We start from the raw sequence: 19,642 nt of genomic DNA on the forward strand, positions 1-19,642 counted from the left end.
GAAATAGGAATTAGGCACTCTGTTCGTCCTCAAAAAACTTATCCACTTTCAGACCAGCTCCTTCCGCTGCCTGTACCGCCAGTTCGTCGCAGCGTTCATTCTCCGGGTGCCCGGCATGGCCTTTTACCCACTGAAATTTCACCTTGTGCTGCCTGTATACCTTCAGAAAGCGCTGCCAAAGGTCAGGATTCTTCTTTCCTTTATAGCCCTTCTTTTCCCATCCGAAAACCCAACCCTTCTCCACTGCATCTACCACATATTTTGAGTCAGAAATGATCAGTACTTCCCAGCCGGGTTTTTTAATTGACTCCAGTGCAGCTATCACCGCCAAAAGCTCCATCCGGTTGTTAGTGGTCATTCTGAAGCCCTCGGACAGCTCCTTTCGCTTTCCCCGAAAGTCCAGTATGGCTCCATACCCACCTGGTCCGGGATTGCCTTTGGCTGCTCCATCTGTGAATATTTTAATCATAGAGTCAATAGGTGGGTTTTGAATATTTTGATCGCAATAGAGAGCAAGATAATTCCAAAAACCTTTCTGAGGATATTAAAGCCCCCCGCACCAATCTTTCGTTCCAGCCAATTGGAGGACTTAAGCACCATGTATACAAAAATGAGGTTGAGAACCACACCAACCAGGATATTGGAAGTGGCATAGACGGCCTTGAGTGAAATAAGAGTAGTCAATGTACCCGCGCCGGCTATAAGTGGAAAGGCCAGAGGCACAATAGAAGAAGACGACAAGTCTTCGTGATCTGACCGGAAAAAGTGAATTCCCAGCACCATTTCCAGTCCTATGAAAAACATAATCAGCGCACCTGCTATGGCAAATGAACCTATGTCAATACCAAATAGGTTAAGAATGCCCTCTCCCAGAAATAAGAAAAGAATCATCAACGCTCCGGAGGCTATGGTGGCCTTCTCGGACTGAACATGCCCGGCCTTTTTACGTAAGTCTATGATGATCGGCACACTCCCCAGAATGTCTATCACCGAAAAAAGAATCAGCGAAACAGAAATAATTTCCTTAAAATTGAACATCCGTACTAAAATTTTCAGGCAAAGCTAAGTTGGATTTCAACGAACACAGACTTTTTTTATCAATTTGGTTAAAAATTAATATGGACTTCCTATGCGAAAAATAATCACCCTCCTGGCATATGTCAGTATCGGCTTTTCAGCCTTCTCACAAGCCGGATGGAACTGGCCAGAAGACGAGACCCTGAATGCCGCCACCAAAGAGAAACAGGCCTACTACAAAGTACTGATGCAAACAGATAAGTATCAGGAGGCCCTCGCCACCGTCACATGGCTATATAAAAACACACCAAACCTCCATGAATCCATCTACCAGGATGGCTCCAAGATCATAGACGAGCTACTGGAGCTCCCGGGCCTTTCAGAAAGCAGACAGACCGCCCTGGAGGACTCCCTCCTCTGGACATATGATATGCGAATGAAGTACTTTGATAACAAGGCTTCCGTTCTGGACCGAAAGGCTTATACTGCTTTCAAACTCTATTATCGCAACGCCACCAAGTACCCCATGCTGAGTGCGATGTATAAAGAGCTCTACACCATGAATGCCGCAGACATCTCAGACTTCAATCTCACACCTTACATGACCCTGGCTACTTACTACTACAAGCAAAAGCCAGCAGAATTCTCCGCTACGGATGTTCTGGATACTCATGGCAAAATCACAGCGGTGATCGATGAAAAGGTCCTGCAAGGCGGCAATAGAGAAAAGCTACAAAAAGAACAGGACAAGATCGATGCGTTTTTGAGCTCGCTCGGTGATCTCATCAGCTGTGAGTTTATTGAAGAGCAGCTGGTTCCTAAGTTTAAATCAAGTCCTCAAGACCTGAATCTGGCGAAAAAAATATTCTCCTATTCGCTCTCCGCCAGGTGCACAGATAAGCCCTATTTCATTTCTGCCGGAGAAGTCTTCTTCCAATCGGCTCCCTCTTACTCGCTGGCAAAGGCCCTGGCTGATAAGTATTACTTTGCTCCAAAATATGACAAGGCCATGTACTACTACCAGCAGATGGAAGACCTGGCACAGGACAATGAACAAAAATTTGATGCCCTCATGGGGCAAGCCTCTACCGAAGTAAAGCTTGGCAATAAGAAAAAAGCACGATCAGTGGCCTACGAAGCACTGAGTGTAAAACCCGGCGCCAGCGCAGCATTCAACCTGATCGGCAATCTGTATTTTCTCAGCTTTGATGAGTGCAGAGGCGGGGAAAGCAAGGTGAAGGATCGGGCAGTGTACCTGGCTGCCTATGAAATGTACCAGAAAGCGGGCAACACCGAGCAAATGAATGCCTGCAGGGAACAATTCCCGTCTATAGAAGACATTTTCAATGAGAGCAAGGAAGAGGGCTCCAAAATCACCGTGGACTGCTGGATCAACGAGTCCGTTACCTTGCAGAGACGCCAGTAAAACTCCTGAGATACTCCATCAATTTCTCCACCTCCTTGTTTTTGATGGCAGGAAAATTGGCAATCCGGAAAGTAGAAGCTTTCCAGGGACCATAGCCGTTTCCTAAGATGATGCTACGCTCACTGGCCCCGGATTTTAACTCCTCCATCCTGCTGGTTTCGAGCGCCAGCACAGTTTTGGAGCGTACTTTCTCATTGGTGATCAAAAAGTTGATCTCCTCCTGCGCATTGACAAGAGCCACGTACTCTTCCATCCGCTTTTCCAGCTTGCCTTCGATATAGTCCATCCCCTTGGTGGCTTGCTGTGTTTTATAAAGCAGGTAAATGCCCAGCACGTTGGGGGTATATTGTGTTTGATTCTTTCTGCTATTCTCCAGAATATTCAATAAGCTATTATAATGATCGCGCTCCCCAATTTTCTCTGCAGTTTGTACCGCAAAAGGCGAAAGAATCATCATACCCATGCCTGCCGGCAGGCCCAGGCATTTCTGCACGGAGCCATACCACACATCGGCCAGTGTAAAATCAAGCTTAATCCCACCGAGAGAACTGGTGACATCCACGGCGATGATTTTCCCTTCATTTTCAACCCGGAGCATTTTCAGGCTTTTCATGGATACCTGAGTGGCATTGGAGGTTTCATTTTGCGTCACGCAGAGCACATCTGCCTTTTTGGCAATGTCCCCGGTGGGCAGCGCTTCATTGATCCCGAAGTGGGTATTGATGGTATTGGTGAGTTTACTGGCATAACTTGCCCATTTCTCACCAAAGGCACCATTGTAAAAATGCTGGCTGGCCTTCTGTGTGAGTGACTGAGCAATGATCTCCCAGTTCTCGGTGGCTGAGGATATAAAAGCGATTTCGTAGTCTGCCGGAATCTGAAGTTTTTCACGCAGCTCCTTTTTGGTGAGCTCCATCAGGTTCATAAATTCTTCACTTCGGTGGTTCACAGACATGATCCCGTCCATGTATGCCTCGTAAATGTATTCCGTGATGTTGGAGTAGACCCGTGAAGGCCCGGGATAAAAATTCGCTACCTTCATTGCTCCAGAAAATATTTAATCGCCAGGTCATATCCTTTCAAGCCCAGCCCGGAAACAATTCCCTTGGCATTTGCTCCAGTGTAAGTATGCGTTCGAAAAGCCTCCCTTGCGTGGATATTACTGATGTGTACCTCCACCACAGGTGTGCTGATGGCAGCTATGGCATCTGCCAGAGCTACAGAAGTGTGCGTGTAGCCACCCAGGTTCACTATAATGCCGTCATAGTCAAATCCCACCTCGTGCAATTTATCGATCAGTGCCCCTTCATGATTTGATTGAAAGTACTCCAGCGTAATCTCCTGATAGGCAGATTTAAGGTCAGCAAAGTATTCTTCAAACTTCCGGCTACCATAAATCTCTGGCTCGCGCTTGCCCAGTAGGTTCAAATTGGGTCCGTTGATGATGATTATTTTCATGTTCACAGTTTCTCAGACTAAATTCGCCATGGTGAGTTGGGACGTTTATATCAAGCAATTTCGTAATTATCTAAAATTGGAACGGTCGCTTGCCGGCAATTCCATTGATGCATACGTGCGAGACATCACGAAATTACGTGAGTTTTTCGAAATCAAAAACTTAGATGTCTCCCCATTGAAAGTTTCTCAGGCCAATTTGGTGGATTTTATCGAGTTTCTGAATGAGCTGGGCATGTCCCCCTACACCCAGGCCAGAATGCTATCAGGGGTAAAAGGATTCTTCCGGTTTTTACTCTATGAGCAGCTGATAGACAAAGACCCGTCAGAGCTGCTGGAATCTCCCAAAATAGGACGAAAGTTGCCAGACACGCTGGAGTTTCATGAAATAGAGGCTCTGCTTGCTCAAATAGACCTTTCCACAGACGGGGGAACAAGAAACCGCGCCATGCTGGAGACGCTGTATAGTTCAGGGCTGCGCGTCACGGAGCTGATCGAACTTCGGATTTCAAACATTTACGTAGAAGAGGGGTTTGTGCGGGTTATCGGAAAAGGCAGCAAAGAACGCCTGGTACCGATCGGCAGGGAGGCGCTCAAACACATTGGGCTTTATAAAGACCACGTGCGGGTTCATCTGGACATCAAGAAAGGCCATGAAGACTTCCTCTTTCTCAATATGCGTGGGTCACACATCTCACGCATCAGCGTTTTCACCATCATCAAAGACCTGGCACTCAAAGCCGGAATCAAAAAAAGTATTAGTCCGCATACCTTCAGGCACTCATTCGCCACGCACCTGATAGAAGGTGGCGCTGACCTGCGTGCTGTGCAGGAGATGCTGGGACATGAGTCCATCACCACCACAGAGATCTATACCCACCTGGACCGGGATTATTTAAAACAAATCATCAACGAATTTCATCCGAGAAGCTAATGTATCAACTCGCCAAGAAGTTTTTATTCAGCATGCCAGCCGAAAAGGCCCACCATTTCACCACCAATACCTTGCGGGCATCTTTCAAAATTCCTTTGGTCAAAGCCATTTTCAAATCCATCTATCAACTGGAACACCCCAAACTGGAGCGGAAACTTTTTGGACTCACTTTCAAAAATCCCGTGGGACTGGCAGCCGGATTCGACAAAAACGCCGAGTTTATTCATGAGTTTGCAGCCATGGGCTTTGGGTTCATAGAAATCGGCACAGTGACACCCCTGGCCCAGGCGGGAAACCCTGAGCCTCGCCTTTTTCGCCTGCCAGAAGATCAGGCACTCATCAACCGCATGGGCTTCAACAATAAAGGCATGTATGCCGCCAAAGAAAATCTCCGGAGCAAACCGAAAGGCATCATTATTGGTGGGAACATTGGCAAAAATAAAGTAACCCCCAACGAGCAGGCCACTGACGATTACCTGAAGTGTTTTGATGTACTCTATCCGGAGGTAGATTATTTTGTGGTGAATGTGAGCTCACCCAATACCCCCGACCTGCGCAAACTCCAGGACAAGGAGCCACTGGAGGCACTGCTGCGGGCATTACAAAAAGCTAACAGGAAAAAGCCCAACCAAAAACCTATTCTTTTGAAGATTGCCCCTGACCTGACCAACTCACAACTGGATGATATTATAGAAATAGCCGGCAACATCAACCTCGATGGTATCATCGCCACCAACACCACCATAGACAGAAGCGGACTCAGCGAATCTGCTGAGAACCTGGAAGCCATAGGAGCTGGTGGACTGAGTGGTGCTCCTGTTTTCAAAAGATCCACAGAAATCATACAATATCTGCGAGCACAAAATCGTGATATACCTATCATTGCAGTGGGGGGAATTTTAAGTGGGGCTGACGCCCTGGAAAAACTTGCGGCTGGAGCCAATCTGGTGCAGGTATACAGCGGACTCGTATACAAAGGCCCTGCACTCATCAAGGAAATCAATCAGGCAATCCTGGCAAATGCTTGATGAAGGGGGGAATCTCCATTACTTTTGTACGATTCACATGGCACAAAACACCTATAAAAAACAAAACCAGTCGTCTTCCAAGTCATTCAATTTCAAATTGGATTTTTTGAATGACCGCAAACTTCATCTTGCAGTTGGCTTCTTTTTGTTGCTCACGGCTTTCTTTCTGTTCATTTCCTTTATCTCATACCTGAGTACAGGCAAGGCCGATCAGAGCGTGGTAGAAGCATTTCTACATACCAACATTAAAGATTCAGGTCAGGAAGTACAAAACTGGTTTGGTAGCATAGGGGCCATTACTGCACATTTCTTCATTTTCTTATGGTTTGGGCTATCCGCGCTGCTTATCCCGCCATTCCTGTTTTTGGTTGGCCATCGAATCATTTGGAGAAAACGCATTATTTCCCTCACCAAAGCATTTTCCTTTTCCCTTTTCTACCTGCTATGGTTAAGTATCTTTATTGGCTACTTCATGCTCAGTTCAGACGAGGTGAGCGAATGGGGCTTTCTGAGTGGGGGCACCGGTTTCGAGCTGGCCATCATTCTCGACGGGCTCATGGGATGGGGGTCGCTCCTTTTTCTGATCTTCCTCTTTCTGGTATTCAATATGTACTTCTTCGACATCACTCAGATTCCTGTAGTGGATGACCTGGTGCTCAACCTGAAAGAAAAAGCCGCTGGCATCTTCAGAAAACCTGAATCCAATGCTAGTGACTCTGAAAGCGAAGAGGATGAGGATGAAGAATCAGAAGAAACTGATAACTCACTTGACTTCATCCTGAAAAAGGTAAAAGAAGAAGTAGAAAAAGAAGAAAAATCGCAACAGCCAGTTCTGCCGCAACCTGAAGAGGAGGCAACAGCAGATGAAGAAGTGGCTGAAGTGGAAACCTGGACGCTGGAAGACAAGCCAAAACCCAAAAAGACAGCTCCTAAGGAAGAACCAGAGTTTCACATTGAGCTTCCTGAAGACCTCATCGAAAAGCCCAAAAAAGAAGAAGAATTTAGCATAGAAGTAGAAATACCTGAAGATCATGAGGTGCGGGTAGATCATACCGAAAACTATGATCCAACCCTGGACTTGCCCAAATACAGATACCCTACACCGGAGCTACTCATCGATTATCCCCAGCGCGATGTTCAGGTGTCTAAGGATGAACTGGAGCAGAACAAGGACAAAATCGTAGAGACCCTGATCAACTTCAAGATTGGGATTTCGAGCATCAAAGCAACCATTGGGCCTACCGTCACCCTCTATGAGATCGTCCCTGAGGCGGGAGTGAAAATCTCCAAGATCAAAAACCTGGAAGACGATATCGCTCTGAGCCTTGCGGCCCTTGGCATTCGTATCATTGCACCCATACCCGGGCGTGGAACCATCGGTATAGAGGTGCCAAACAAGAACCGGGAGATGGTGGATGTAAAATCTGTGATCACCACGGAGAAATTTATGAAGAGCTCCATGGACTTGCCTATCGTATTGGGCAAGACCATTTCCAACGAGGTGTTCGTGACTGACCTGGCAAAAATGCCGCACCTGCTTATGGCCGGAGCTACGGGCCAGGGAAAATCTGTCGGCCTCAACCTGATCATTACCTCGCTGATCTACAAAAAGCATCCCTCTCAGCTTAAGTTTGTGATGGTGGATCCCAAGAAAGTGGAGCTCACGCTTTTCAACAAACTGGAACGCCACTTCCTGGCCAAACTTCCGGACAGTGAAGAGGCCATCATCACCGACACGACCAAGGTGGTGAATACACTGAACTCCCTCTGCATGGAAATGGATCACCGTTACGACCTGCTGAAAGATGCCGGCTGCAGAAACCTGAAAGAGTACAATAAGAAATTTGTAGGCCGACGACTCAATCCGCAAAAAGGACACCGATACCTGCCGTACATTGTGCTGGTGATCGATGAGCTGGCTGACCTCATGATGACTGCCGGTAAAGAAATAGAAACACCTATTGCCCGCCTGGCGCAGCTGGCCCGTGCCATTGGGATACACCTGATCGTGGCCACACAGCGACCTTCGGTCAATGTCATTACCGGTATCATCAAGGCCAACTTCCCGGCACGTCTGTCGTTTAGAGTAACCTCCAAGATTGACTCCAGAACCATTCTGGACACAGGTGGCGCCGATCAATTGATTGGACAAGGGGATATGCTACTTTCCATGGGCTCTGACCTCATCCGTCTGCAATGCGCCTTTGTAGATACCCCCGAAGTGGATGGCATTTGTGAGTTTGTGGGTGATCAGCGTGGCTATGATGATGCGTATCTGCTGCCAGAATATGTTGGTGACAATGAGGGATCCGAAATTGGTTCTGTGGACCTTTCTGAGCGTGATTCCCTGTTTGATGATGCCGCCCGACTAATCGTCATGCACCAGCAAGGGAGCACCTCTCTCATTCAGCGGAAAATGAAACTAGGCTATAACAGGGCTGGCCGCCTGATCGACCAATTGGAAGCTGCGGGGATCGTGGGATCCTTTGAAGGTAGCAAGGCCAGAGAAGTTTTAGTGCAGGATGAGTACGCTTTGGAACAGTTATTGAATGACATCAACCAAAAGCATTAAAAATAACCAAATTGCGAAAGCATAATTAGACAGAAAGGACATGAGAAAATTGATTTATCTAATAGCGGCAGTCTGTTTCGCCTACAACACACAGGCACAGTATGACCCTGATGCGTTGGCCGTGCTCAATGCCATGAGTGCCAAGTACAAAAAAATAGGCGCTTACTCTGCCGACTTTTCGCAAGAGCTCATCAATGAAAGCGCTGAAATCAATGATAAAATATCCGGGAACATCCTGGTGAAAGATGACAAGTATGTGCTGAAAGTGGCCGGTCAGGAAATTTACAACAATGGCACTGATGTATACAGCTACAGTGCCGAGCTCGGGGAAGTCACAGTGAATACCTACGAACCCGAAGATGAAGAAATCACACTTGGCAATATTTATGACCTGTACAAAGATGGATTCAAATACGTGCTCATGTCTGTAAATAAGGATGGTAGCAGAATCGTGGAACTGGACCCTGTGAGCAAGGATAAAAGCTACTACAAGATCCGCCTGCAGATTGACAAGAACGATGACCTCAAGAAATTCACGGTAATGGAGCGATCCGGAAACAAATACATCTACACCATTGAGAAATTTCAAGTGAAAAATGATGTAAAGGACTCCATTTTCACTTTCGACGAAAGTAAATATCCAGGTGTGGAAGTCATTGACTTCCGATAAGAACCTGAAGTGGAAATTGGCATAAATACATGCCAATTTCCATTTTCACCCCTCGCAATAATGTTTAAATTGCCTTAAATTTTCTCCTAAGGCATGACCCGGCAACAACTATTTGATAAGATCAAGGAAAAAGAATCTTTCCTGTGTGTAGGACTGGACACAGATCTGGAAAAAATCCCCAAACACCTACACTCCCTGGAAGATCCCATCTTTGAATTCAATAAGCAAATCATAGATGCCACCTATCCGTATGCCATTGCATACAAGCCCAACCTCGCGTTTTATGAAGCCCTTGGCAGCAGAGGGCTGGCCTCCCTGGAGAAAACCATGGAATATATGCCTGAGGATGTATTTACCATAGCAGATGCCAAACGTGGTGACATTGGGAATACCTCCAACATGTACGCCAAAGCCTTTTTCGAAAACATGAATTTTGACTCAGTCACGGTAACCCCCTACATGGGCGAGGACTCAGTCACTCCCTATCTCAACTATTCCAGAAAGTGGGTCATCTTATTGGCAGCCACTTCCAACAGTGGCTCTTTCGACTTCCAGGAAGTGCTCATTGAAAACTCCAGCGAAAAACTCTACGAAAGGGTCATCCGCACAAGCGCCACCTGGAGCAATCCCAACAACATGATGTACGTAGTAGGAGCTACCAGGCCCGAATCACTTGTGGGCGTGCGGGCACTTGTCCCCGATCACTTCCTCCTGATACCGGGCGTAGGCGCCCAGGGTGGCAGTCTCTCACAGGTCTGTAAGTACGGAATGAACAGACAGTGCGGGCTGATTGTAAACTCCTCCCGGGGCATTATCTATGCGGGAAACGGGGCGGATTTTGCGCAGCAGGCAGCTACAGCCGCCAAAGAAGTGCAGGTTCAGATGGCCGCTGAACTTCAGAAGCATTTTGGCTGAAAAGCGCTTACAAAAACCACAATAACAGTATATTAGGGTTCATCAATTACCGCCGCCTATGGATGAATACTTTCTGCAGTTTCTCTGGAAATTTCAAAAATTCGCGTCAAAAGAGCTGGTTCTCTCCAATGGAAGCAGTTTGACCGTTTTCCAGACAGGCCATCAAAATCACGACTCTGGCCCTGATTTTCTGGAAGCCAAAATCAAAATAGATGACCTCACCTGGTCAGGCTCTGTGGAAATACATTACAAATCCTCTGACTGGAAGAGGCACAACCATCAAACTGACAGAGCCTATGAGAATGTCATCCTCCATGTGGTGTGGATCAACGATGGCGAAATTCTGATCGACCAAGAACCGATACCCACTCTGGAAATGTCTCGGTATGTGTCCGCCAACCTGGAGCAGGAATACCGCAGGTATATCAACCAGCCAGAGGTGATCCGATGTGGTCCCGGCCTTAGCGACATTCCTCAAATCCAAGTCAGCGCAATGATCGATCGGGCGGTTGCCTCACGGCTGCAAGAGAAGAGTATACGCGTGCTGGAGACCCTTGAACAACAGGGGGGCGACTGGGAAGAAACGGCCTACCAGACACTGGCTCGAGATTTTGGATTTAAAACCAATGCAGATGCCTTTCAGAAACTAGCGTCCTCGCTCCCCTACCACATTATTCGTAAGCATGCCGGCAAGGAATTGCAGGTATACGCTCTCGTTTTTGGAATGGCCGGTTTTCTGGAAGATCCTGTGGATGAGTATCAGGAAAATTTGAGGAACGAGTTTGAATTCCTGTCCAAAAAATTTCAACTCCACCGAATGCTGGACAGACACCATTGGAAGCATTCCAAAATGCGACCTGCCAATTTTCCATCTGTAAGATTGAGCCAGTTTGCAGCCTTTCTCGCTCAGGAAAATCAACTACTGGCCAGCCTTCTGAATATTTCAGGGCTGAAAGAGGCAATTGGCTTTCTCCAAAAAAACCTCCCAGACTACTGGAAATCACATTTTGACTTTGGAAAAACCACCAACAAAAGTCCGAGAATAGGCACCAAATCCATTGAAAACATCGTCATTAATTCGCTCGCTCCCGTTTTGGGTGCCTACTCTAAATACCTGGATGAAGTCGTCTATTTGGAGCGTGCCCAGCACATCCTGGAGCAACTGCCTCCGGAATCCAATCATGTCATCAAAAAATGGATAGATAAGGGGGTAACCCCTGGCAATGGAGCCGAGACTCAGGGGCTGATTTATCAATATCAATCGTTTTGTGTCCAGAAGAAATGCCTAAGGTGTAATATTGGGATGTCTATTCTTAACCCACCCAAATGATCCAGCTTCTGAGTCTTCTGTTTCTGGCTGGTCTGGCCTATTTCCTGCGATCCGGCGCTGAGCTCCGGGTGTTTTACTGGAGTGGTCTGGCCTTCAGAATGCTCTGTGGACTAGCACTTGGGTGGTACTATCTCATTCATTTGGGCGCTGGCGACACAACCTATTTCCACGAACAGGCTACCACCCTTTTCCAGCTCTCCGGTGATTCCTTTTCAGAATACATTCATTCCCTCCTTACCGCACAGCACCCGGTCTATATGGGAGAGGCCAGAAATGAGTTTTTTATTAAAATCCTCAGCATTTTATACCTGATCACCGGAGGGAACTACTGGATCAGTGGGCTTTACCTATCGTTTGCTGGATTTTACGGCAGCTGGTATCTCGTGTCCCGCATTCACCAGTACCATCCCGCATATGTTACAGCAGCCATCGCCTCATTTCTCTTCCTGCCCACGGCCATGTTTTGGTCTTCCGGTGTACTCAAAGACCCCCTCATCAATGGAGCCCTGTGTATGCTGGCGGGGTTCTGTATCCGCTATTGGCACCACACCGCCAACAGACTCAGAGAATACTTCCTGGTCGGTGGTGGGTTGTTGATACTCTTTTACTTAAAATTCTATCTGGTGGCTGTTACCTCCATGGCTATGGGGATTTTGGCATGGGCCAAAGTACTGGATGCACTGGTACCCCGAAAGACTTTCAAGCTCCTCTTTACTTTGGGCGGCGCTATTTTGATGGGGTTGCTGGTAACACAAGTCAATAAAAATCTTCATTTTGACCAATTACCTGAATCAGTGTATAACACTCACCAGGTGATTTACAATGATTCGGAACCCGACAAGACACTTCATTTTCCTGACCTGGAGCCTACCTATCCCAGTTTGATCATGCATTTACCCAAAGGACTTATTGCCGGGCTGTTCAGACCGTTCATTTGGGAAGTCAATGGGCCGTTGATCGTGGGGGGCCTCCAAAATCTCTTTTTTCTACTCCTGTTTTTCTACAGCCTCTTTCATGCCCATCGCTATCGATTCACCACATTGGTTTTGATCACAGTTGGCTTCATTACCATCCTGGCTACCTTTCTACCACTGGTATCTCCAAACCTGGGATCACTGGAACGCTACAAGGCGGCGTATCAGCCATTTCTGCTTTTTATTTTGCTCATCATTCCCAGCAAGAGATTCCTTTCTTAAGAATAGGCTTTTCGCTACCTTTGCAGCCTGATTTTCAGGACTATGGAGAAACCAGTAATCATTTTCGGAGCAAAGGGTATCGGCAAGGCCGCATTAGAGATTTTCAAAAGCAACAGAGTGGTTGTGTATGGGTTTCTGGAGGATGATGCTGAAATGCACGGGCTGGAGATAGATGATGTGACCGTATTGGGCAAAACCGACGATCATGGCTTTATCAAATTGATCGGGCAGAAAACGGAGGCATTTGTGGCCACAGATGACAATGCCCTGCGCAAACGTCAGGTAAAAATGCTTATGGACACCCGCAAGGTGATGCCTACCAATGCCATTCATGACGCTGCGATCATTTCTAATTCTGCAGTCATTGGACACGGCAACTTCATCAACGCCCGGGTTACCCTTGGCGCCAATGCGGTCATTGGCCAGCATTGCCTCATTCACTCGGGGGCCATCATCGAGCATGAGGTGAAAATGGGTGATTTTGTGCAAGTGGGCGCGGGCACCACCATCAACTCTGGTGTGGAGATCGCCAATGAGGCCTTTATTGGCAGTGGCTCATTGATAGTTGCCGGAGTGAAAATCGGAAAAAAAGCACGAATAGGTGCCGGGTCAGTAGTCATTGCAGATGTTGCCGATGGTAAAACCGTCTTTGGCAACCCCGCAACTGTGATCGACTCAAAATAATCTTTTTTAATGCCTTTTTGTGGCTCATTCGTTTAATTTGCTGTTTTAAAAAAATATTCCTTTTTCAAACACCTTGCCGAAACAAGGCTCAGTTATGGAAGCAGAATACTTAAACCTACTTTACTATTGCTATTCGAGGATCGAGGATCCCGAATCATTCAGAGAGCAACATCACCTCAGATGCCTGGAACTCAACCTTAAGGGGCGAATCATTGTGGCCGAAGAAGGACTCAATGGTACCGTTTCGGGCCTGCGTGCGGATTGTGAGCAGTACATGAAAGATGTGCAATCAGATCCACGGTTTAGCCATGTGGAATTCAAAGTGGAGGTCGTGCCTGACCACACTTTCACCAAACTTCATGTAAGGGTCAAACCAGAGATCGTGCATGCCAGCTTACCGGACATAGACCCTACCAAACGAACCGGTGCCTATGTGGAGCCTGAAGAATTCAGAAAAATCCTGAAAGAACAGCCCCAGGACACAGTCATTCTGGATGTGCGCTCAAACTATGAGCACGAAGTGGGCAAGTTCAAAAATGCCATTACGCTGGACATTGAAAATTTCAGAGACTTCCCTGAGAAGGTCAAGGAACTGGAATCGCTCAAAGACAAAAAAGTGATCACCTACTGTACCGGTGGTATCAAATGCGAGAAGGCCAGTGCCTACCTGCTGGAGCAGGGCTTTAAAGACGTGCATCAGCTCCATGGCGGCATCATCAAATATGGTATCGAAGCTGAGGGGGAGGATTTCGAAGGGAAATGCTATGTTTTTGACAATCGCATCGTCAAAGACCTCAATAAGGTGAATCCAAAAGTCATTTCCAGATGCTACGTGACCGGAGTACCGAGTGACCGAATGGTCAACTGTGCCAATCCACACTGCAACAAGCACATACCGATGAGTGAAGAGGGCGCCCTTGTTTACAATGGCTGCTGCTCTGAGGAATGTTCTAAAAACCCGGATGTGAGACCTTATGACGGCACAGGGTTTTACCAAAAGGAAATGAATGGATATAACCCCTACCGGGGCCTAAAGCGCCAAAAAGACACCAGCTCATAACATCATAGAAAAATACTCCCTATGGCCAAATTTTCTGAAACAGACCTCATCATCAATCCGGATGGGAGTATTTATCACCTCAACTTAAAGCCTGAGAACGTTTCTGATAAAATCATCACGGTGGGCGACCCCAGCAGGGTTCATCGTGTATCGCGTCATTTCGATAAGATAGAGTTTGAAATGAACAAGCGTGAGTTCATCACTCATACGGGCACCTATAAAGGCAAAAGACTCACCGTCATCAGTACCGGAATGGGGACGGACAATGTGGAGATCCTGATGAATGAGCTGGATGCTGTATTCAATATTAACCTGAAGACCAGAGAGCCGAAACCCAACCCGACTCGCCTGAAAATCATCCGGATTGGCACATCGGCCAGTATACAGAATGACATCCGCCTGGGCAGCCACGTCATGAGTGAGTATGGCATAGGCATGGATCCAATGGTTCATTTCTATCAATTGGAAATGAAGGGCCTGGAATTGGAGGTGAGTCAGGGTCTACAGAAAGAAATCGGACTGCCCTATATGCCCTATTGTGTGCGTGGTTCGGACGAACTGATCGAGCAATTCAGGGATAAAACCATACTGGGCAACACCGTAACCTGCCATGGGTTTTACGCCCCCCAAGGTCGATCGCTCAGATTGCCTATCCGTTACCCTGACCTGGTGGACAAACTCAACTATTTTCATGTGGGTAATTTCTGGCTAACCAACCTTGAAATGGAAACAGCAGGCTACTACGCCCTGGCCAAACTTCTGGGTCACGAAATGATCAGCATGAATGCCATCATTGCCAACAGAATCAGAAACAAGTTCTCCAAAGACCCCAACAAAGTGGTGGATTCCCTGATCAAAAAGGTGCTGGAAACTATCTAAGAACTACTTCTTGGCGGAGTTGTCCTTGAACATCGCCTCAATGGCTTTTTTCAATTCCTGAACGGCGCTGGACAAATGAGACTTGGCATCCTGCCATTTGCCTTCATTCTTCCCTTTGTAGCTCTCAAAATCCTCCTCCAACTTCTCTTTTTTCTTCTTCAGCTCCTTGATTTTTTTCTCCACATCCTCACGCACATCACCACTGGCACTTTTGGTTTCCACAATGAGCTGATCAATCTTTTTGCCGAGTTCGGCTAATATTTTCTCTACTTGTCCTTTAGTGTCGTTTGCCATTGGTTTGTTATCTGGTTCGTTAAGGAAATTAAAGATAAGGGCAATTATTTCCAACCATTGAGTTATACATTTATATCTTAGGCACTTTAGACCCCATGAAATCCGCTGCAAACAGGCTCATCATCACTGTCATTGGCACCATTCTGCTGCCTATCATCATGTACACCGTATATGAAATCTCATCCATCACCGAAGATGAAGAGGTCATTGAAAAAGTATACCACGACCAGCTCAATGCCATTATATTCTCTGTGAATCAGTTTTCTGACGACAATCTCAGCAGTATTCTCAATAAGCTGGAAGACAATCTGAGCGACTCACTCACCCTCTCAGCAGCCGAGCCTTTCCTGGCATTCAGCAATTTTAAGGTTTTACTCTTCAAAGCGGCAGATTCCTCTCAGGCCAGTGCGGTGGTACTAAATGATCGGCTCAAACGAAGAAACTGGCTGGCACTGCAAGACTCCCTCCTGGCGGCCAACCCTGAACTGAGCGAGCAGCTCCTCAGGTACAAGGCCGGAGGCTATCGCAAAATAGAACCCAGGGGTACCATCACACTGGATGGCGAAAACCTACAAATCATCAGAGCAATACTGGATACCAAAATGGGTGAGATCCACTTCACTGGCCTGCTGAGCATCGAAGGATTCGCCAATAATGTGCTTGCACCAAAACTCCAGCAAATAGCAGAGGGCGAGTTGGTCATTACCTTGAGCTATGCAGCCACCAACCAGCTCGTATATCTGACAGACTCCCTTTCCAATGAAGTGATCTTAAGGAAAACCATGTGGTTATTTCCTGACCTGGAAGTGGGAATTAGCTCCAGCAGCAAAACGGTCAAGCAGCTGGTGGAGGAGCGCATGTACTATAACCTGGGCTCCTCTCTCCTGCTCATCACACTGCTCATCTTTGGCTTCACCCTGGTGGTCAGAAACTTCAGAAGAGAAATGAATCTGGCTCAGACCAAATCTGATTTTGTCTCAAATGTTTCACACGAGCTCAGAACACCCCTTTCGCTCATCAGTATGTTTGCCGAAACATTGTTTTTGGATCGGGTACCTAGTCCAGAAAAGCGTAAAGAATACGAAGAAATTATCCTGAAGGAGACCAACCGCCTCACCAACATCGTCAATAAGATTCTGAATTTCTCACAGATAGAAGCCAACAAACGCATCTATACACCCACCCGTACCGACATCAATGAACTGCTTCGGGAGGTCATCCATGACTATGCCTATCACATCGAAAAGAACGGATTTACGTATAGTTGTGAGCTCACCGAGCTACTTCCGCATCCTCTGGTGGATCGGGAAGGCCTCTATGAGGCAATGGTCAATCTGGTGGACAATGCCATCAAATACAGTGACCAGGAAAAAACCCTGGTATTCAGAACCGGACAAAAGGGACAGGCGGTGTATTTAGAGGTGGAGGATCGGGGCATTGGAATAGCCGCGGACAAAGTGAAGCAGATCTTTGAGAAGTTTTACCGGGTAACGGACGGCAACGTGTACACCACACAGGGTGCCGGGCTTGGGCTGGCACTGGTCAGCCACATCATGGATGCGCACCAGGGAGACATTGAAGTAGAGAGTGCACCCGGCAAAGGCAGTACGTTTAGATTAGTATTTTATCTTGAAAATCATGGCGAAAATATTAGTAGTTGAGGACGAACCCAACCTCAGAATTGGCCTGAAGGACAATCTGGAGTATGAACAATTTGAGGTGGCATTGGCCAGGGATGGCCAGGAAGCATTGAACCACCTGGATGGAGACACGTTTGATCTTATCCTGCTGGATGTGATGATGCCCAAAATGTCTGGTTTTGACGTGTGCAAGACCGCCAGAAAAAACGGTGTAACCACTCCAATCATATTTTTGACTGCCAAGGGTGAAGAAATAGACAAAGTGCTGGGTCTGGAACTGGGTGCAGATGATTACATCACCAAACCTTTCAGTGTCCGGGAATTAATCGCCAGGGTAAAAGCGGTTTTGCGCCGGGCACCAGGTGCGACAATCCCGGAGAAAGAAGCATTGCCTGAGCAGTTGCAGATCGGTTGTCTCACGGTGGACTTCACCCACTATGAAGCTCAGCATAGCACACAGGGCAAAGTGAAAATGTCACATAAGGAATTTGAGGTACTGCTATATCTTTATCAGCACAAAAATGAGATTGTAAGCAGATACCAGCTTCTGGAGGATGTCTGGGGCTATGACACCCAGCCCACTACGCGTACGGTGGATAATTTTATTTTGAAGCTGAGGCAAAAAACAGAACTCAACCCCAATGATCCCAAACACATTCTGACCGTGCATGGAGCAGGTTACAAAATGCTTATTTGAGATGGAAGGAGGCCTATTTTACAAAAAAACAAAAATGTTGAAGTAGGGAACTTTTGATTTTATAAAACGTCTATTACCTTTCGACCAAAATTCGAACAATGCAACCTTCTAAACCACGTGTAATTAAAGATTTTGAAAAGTTAGATGAGAATCTGCAGGAGCAGATCAAGCTTGCCTACCCTTATGGGTTTTATGACTCTTTGATTCATTTCTACAACAAGGACGGTAAGAAGGTGTCGGCTTTGCCGTTTGAAACCGACGACAGGTATTACATGGTGCGTATGACCGTGGCAGAAGCCAAAGCCATCATTGAAGACGATGAGGATTTTGATGACGATGGCAACCTGAAGGACGAGATCAAGGATGACTATGAGAGCAAATACTCGGATGTAAGCTACATGAGCGACTATATCTCGGATGACGAGCCCTCGGATGACGATGATTAAATTCATCCCGCTCATCACCTTGCTTTTGCTGTTCATCAGTTGCAAAGAAGATACACATACACCGGATGAGCCGGAAACTACCGCAACTGCGTTTTTGTATGGCATGCACTCAGTCACTGACTCTACCTACCTGATAGGCGAAGCGCCATATGGGAAAGCCAGCTTAGTCCAGCACGACAGTGTGGTAACCATCACTGTATCGCTGGAGCACTTTCCTCCCAACACCATTCATGCCGTACACCTGCATCAGGGTGGCTGTGAAATGCCAGCCATGCACTGGAACCTTGGTGAGCCCATGACCACCCGCTTCTGTAATGAAACCAGCATGGGCATCCCCTGGGCCAAGCCCATGGCTGGAGATGTGGGTAATGTGAGCGTGGGTTACGATGGTTCCGGTTTTTTCACCATCAAGACAGACCTCTGGAGACTCGGTAGTCAGGATCATCGGGACGTACTGGGGCTGTCCATTGTCATCCATGAGGCTTATCAGGATTTTATCACTGAGTGCGACCCTTCACACACCCATAACCACACGCACCCAAACGCCAAAGTGGCCTGTGGAATCATCACTCTGGACTGACGGTCCACCCCTCTATCCCCTTTTATTCCTTTTCAACAGGGAAATATGCAGATTAATAAAAAACAAACGATACCATATTCAATTTTCGCAACGTTTATCTACTTTTACTGAACATATATATACAAAACGGTGACATTTCGTGACAATCGTTGACTGAAGAGTGACAAACCTGGCTGGATTCGCCCGTATGATTGTATTGTAAAACAAGAACAATCGAACCAACAGGTCAAAACTCCAAAATCATGAAAAAACTAACAATGTCAGCAGCCGTACTCCTAACAGTTATGAGTGTAGCCTTTGCAGCCGGGGATGGCACCAATGAAAACAGGGCAAGAGTAATTGCCAGCAAGAGTGACATATTCAAAGTATTGTATGTAAACAGTGAATCTCCGGTAGTCAAAATAAGACTTAGAGATAACGAAGGTAAGCTGATCCACACAGATCGGGTGAAGAATGAAGGTGGCTTCATGAAGCCATACGATCTCTCAAAACTCGAGAATGGAACTTACTATTTTGAGCTCACTGATCAGTATGGCGTCATCAGTGAAAAAATAGAGCTACAACCTGAAAAAGAAAGCAGCACCCTTTCAGTAAAAGCACTGGAAAACAAAAAATACGAACTGTCTGTAGAACAAAACGAAAAGCTCCCATTGCTCCTGACCATTTACAACTCCAATGAGGAGGTACTGTACAAGGAGCGGTATCAGGATATGAAAAACTTTTCGCGAGTGTATGATCTATCCAAATTTGATTCTCAAAACTTCGTATTTGAGCTCACAGACCATAACTCTACAAGAATTGTCTCTGTAGATTAAAAAT

Annotated in this window: 21 protein-coding genes; 16 read left to right on the forward strand and 5 right to left on the reverse strand. The window is 46.7% G+C overall.

Annotated elements, in window-relative coordinates; all coding sequences use genetic code 11:
- Positions 1-10 precede the first annotated feature (10 nt).
- On the reverse strand, positions 11-469 hold the full coding sequence (gene rnhA, locus RIH33_RS06790; RefSeq protein WP_406654310.1) for a ribonuclease HI: 459 nt from the start codon (positions 467-469) through the stop codon (positions 11-13).
- Positions 466-1,038 (reverse strand): MarC family protein, encoded by a 573-nt coding sequence (locus tag RIH33_RS06795; protein ID WP_406654312.1) that lies wholly within the window; start codon positions 1,036-1,038, stop codon positions 466-468. The genes rnhA and RIH33_RS06795 overlap by 4 nt, the downstream gene beginning before the upstream one ends.
- Before the next feature lie 91 nt (positions 1,039-1,129).
- On the opposite strand from RIH33_RS06795, the gene RIH33_RS06800 reads away from it, so the two are divergent.
- A complete protein-coding gene (locus RIH33_RS06800) occupies positions 1,130-2,443 on the forward strand; it encodes a tetratricopeptide repeat protein (protein WP_406654313.1) in 1,314 nt (437 codons plus the stop codon).
- On the opposite strand, the gene RIH33_RS06805 is transcribed toward RIH33_RS06800, so the two are convergent.
- Both RIH33_RS06805 and aroQ read right to left on the reverse strand, forming a co-directional pair.
- Complete coding sequence (locus RIH33_RS06805) at positions 2,421-3,485, reverse strand: aminotransferase class V-fold PLP-dependent enzyme (RefSeq protein WP_406654314.1); 1,065 nt, start codon at positions 3,483-3,485, stop codon at positions 2,421-2,423. The two genes, RIH33_RS06800 and RIH33_RS06805, sit on opposite strands and share 23 nt — an antisense overlap.
- The gene (gene aroQ / locus RIH33_RS06810) at positions 3,482-3,901 is read right to left on the reverse strand and encodes a type II 3-dehydroquinate dehydratase (protein ID WP_406654315.1); all 420 of its coding nucleotides are present in this window, start codon (positions 3,899-3,901) and stop codon (positions 3,482-3,484) included. The genes RIH33_RS06805 and aroQ overlap by 4 nt, the downstream gene beginning before the upstream one ends.
- On the opposite strand from aroQ, the gene xerD reads away from it, so the two are divergent.
- From xerD to RIH33_RS06860, 10 genes are all read left to right on the forward strand, one after another.
- Positions 3,885-4,832, forward strand: coding sequence for a site-specific tyrosine recombinase XerD (xerD, locus tag RIH33_RS06815; RefSeq protein WP_406654317.1), 948 nt, complete (start codon positions 3,885-3,887; stop codon positions 4,830-4,832). The genes aroQ and xerD overlap by 17 nt on opposite strands.
- The gene (locus tag RIH33_RS06820) at positions 4,832-5,860 is read left to right on the forward strand and encodes a quinone-dependent dihydroorotate dehydrogenase (protein ID WP_406654319.1); all 1,029 of its coding nucleotides are present in this window, start codon (positions 4,832-4,834) and stop codon (positions 5,858-5,860) included. Before xerD ends, RIH33_RS06820 begins: the two co-directional genes overlap by 1 nt.
- Before the next feature lie 37 nt (positions 5,861-5,897).
- Complete coding sequence (locus tag RIH33_RS06825; RefSeq protein WP_406654320.1) at positions 5,898-8,432, forward strand: DNA translocase FtsK 4TM domain-containing protein; 2,535 nt, start codon at positions 5,898-5,900, stop codon at positions 8,430-8,432.
- Between the two features lie 40 nt (positions 8,433-8,472).
- Entirely contained in the window at positions 8,473-9,102 is a 630-nt protein-coding gene (locus RIH33_RS06830) for a LolA family protein (RefSeq protein ID WP_406654321.1), read from the forward strand.
- Positions 9,103-9,195: 93 nt separating this feature from the next.
- On the forward strand, positions 9,196-10,017 hold the full coding sequence (pyrF, locus tag RIH33_RS06835) for an orotidine-5'-phosphate decarboxylase (RefSeq protein WP_406654323.1): 822 nt from the start codon (positions 9,196-9,198) through the stop codon (positions 10,015-10,017).
- A 58-nt stretch (positions 10,018-10,075) separates the two neighbouring features.
- On the forward strand, positions 10,076-11,347 hold the full coding sequence (locus tag RIH33_RS06840; RefSeq protein WP_406654324.1) for a DUF2851 family protein: 1,272 nt from the start codon (positions 10,076-10,078) through the stop codon (positions 11,345-11,347).
- A complete protein-coding gene (locus tag RIH33_RS06845; RefSeq protein WP_406654325.1) occupies positions 11,344-12,543 on the forward strand; it encodes a hypothetical protein in 1,200 nt (399 codons plus the stop codon). The genes RIH33_RS06840 and RIH33_RS06845 overlap by 4 nt, the downstream gene beginning before the upstream one ends.
- Before the next feature lie 42 nt (positions 12,544-12,585).
- Positions 12,586-13,227 (forward strand): acetyltransferase, encoded by a 642-nt coding sequence (locus tag RIH33_RS06850; protein WP_406654326.1) that lies wholly within the window; start codon positions 12,586-12,588, stop codon positions 13,225-13,227.
- A 94-nt stretch (positions 13,228-13,321) separates the two neighbouring features.
- Positions 13,322-14,287 (forward strand): rhodanese-related sulfurtransferase, encoded by a 966-nt coding sequence (locus RIH33_RS06855; protein ID WP_406654327.1) that lies wholly within the window; start codon positions 13,322-13,324, stop codon positions 14,285-14,287.
- 21 nt (positions 14,288-14,308) lie between these two features.
- On the forward strand, positions 14,309-15,166 hold the full coding sequence (locus tag RIH33_RS06860) for a nucleoside phosphorylase (RefSeq protein WP_406654329.1): 858 nt from the start codon (positions 14,309-14,311) through the stop codon (positions 15,164-15,166).
- Between the two features lie 3 nt (positions 15,167-15,169).
- On the opposite strand, the gene RIH33_RS06865 is transcribed toward RIH33_RS06860, so the two are convergent.
- Positions 15,170-15,460: a hypothetical protein gene (locus RIH33_RS06865; RefSeq protein WP_406654331.1), complete on the reverse strand. Its 291-nt coding sequence runs from the start codon at positions 15,458-15,460 to the stop codon at positions 15,170-15,172.
- Between the two features lie 95 nt (positions 15,461-15,555).
- On the opposite strand from RIH33_RS06865, the gene RIH33_RS06870 reads away from it, so the two are divergent.
- The 5 genes from RIH33_RS06870 (at position 15,556) to RIH33_RS06890 (ending at position 19,638) form a co-directional block, all read left to right on the forward strand.
- A complete protein-coding gene (locus RIH33_RS06870; RefSeq protein ID WP_406654333.1) occupies positions 15,556-17,121 on the forward strand; it encodes a sensor histidine kinase in 1,566 nt (521 codons plus the stop codon).
- Positions 17,099-17,797, forward strand: coding sequence for a response regulator transcription factor (locus tag RIH33_RS06875; RefSeq protein WP_406654334.1), 699 nt, complete (start codon positions 17,099-17,101; stop codon positions 17,795-17,797). Before RIH33_RS06870 ends, RIH33_RS06875 begins: the two co-directional genes overlap by 23 nt.
- Positions 17,798-17,895: 98 nt before the next feature.
- A complete protein-coding gene (locus RIH33_RS06880) occupies positions 17,896-18,243 on the forward strand; it encodes a hypothetical protein (protein ID WP_406654336.1) in 348 nt (115 codons plus the stop codon).
- Positions 18,236-18,823: a superoxide dismutase family protein gene (locus tag RIH33_RS06885; protein WP_406654337.1), complete on the forward strand. Its 588-nt coding sequence runs from the start codon at positions 18,236-18,238 to the stop codon at positions 18,821-18,823. The genes RIH33_RS06880 and RIH33_RS06885 overlap by 8 nt, the downstream gene beginning before the upstream one ends.
- A 242-nt stretch (positions 18,824-19,065) precedes the next feature.
- Positions 19,066-19,638 carry a hypothetical protein gene (locus RIH33_RS06890; RefSeq protein WP_406654338.1) on the forward strand — a complete coding sequence of 191 codons (573 nt, stop codon included), beginning with the start codon at positions 19,066-19,068 and terminating at the stop codon, positions 19,636-19,638.
- Positions 19,639-19,642: the final 4 nt, after the last annotated feature.

The sequence above is a fragment of the Marinoscillum sp. genome (genome assembly GCF_040222955.1).
In the GTDB taxonomy this organism is placed as follows: Bacteria; Bacteroidota; Bacteroidia; order Cytophagales; family Cyclobacteriaceae; genus Marinoscillum.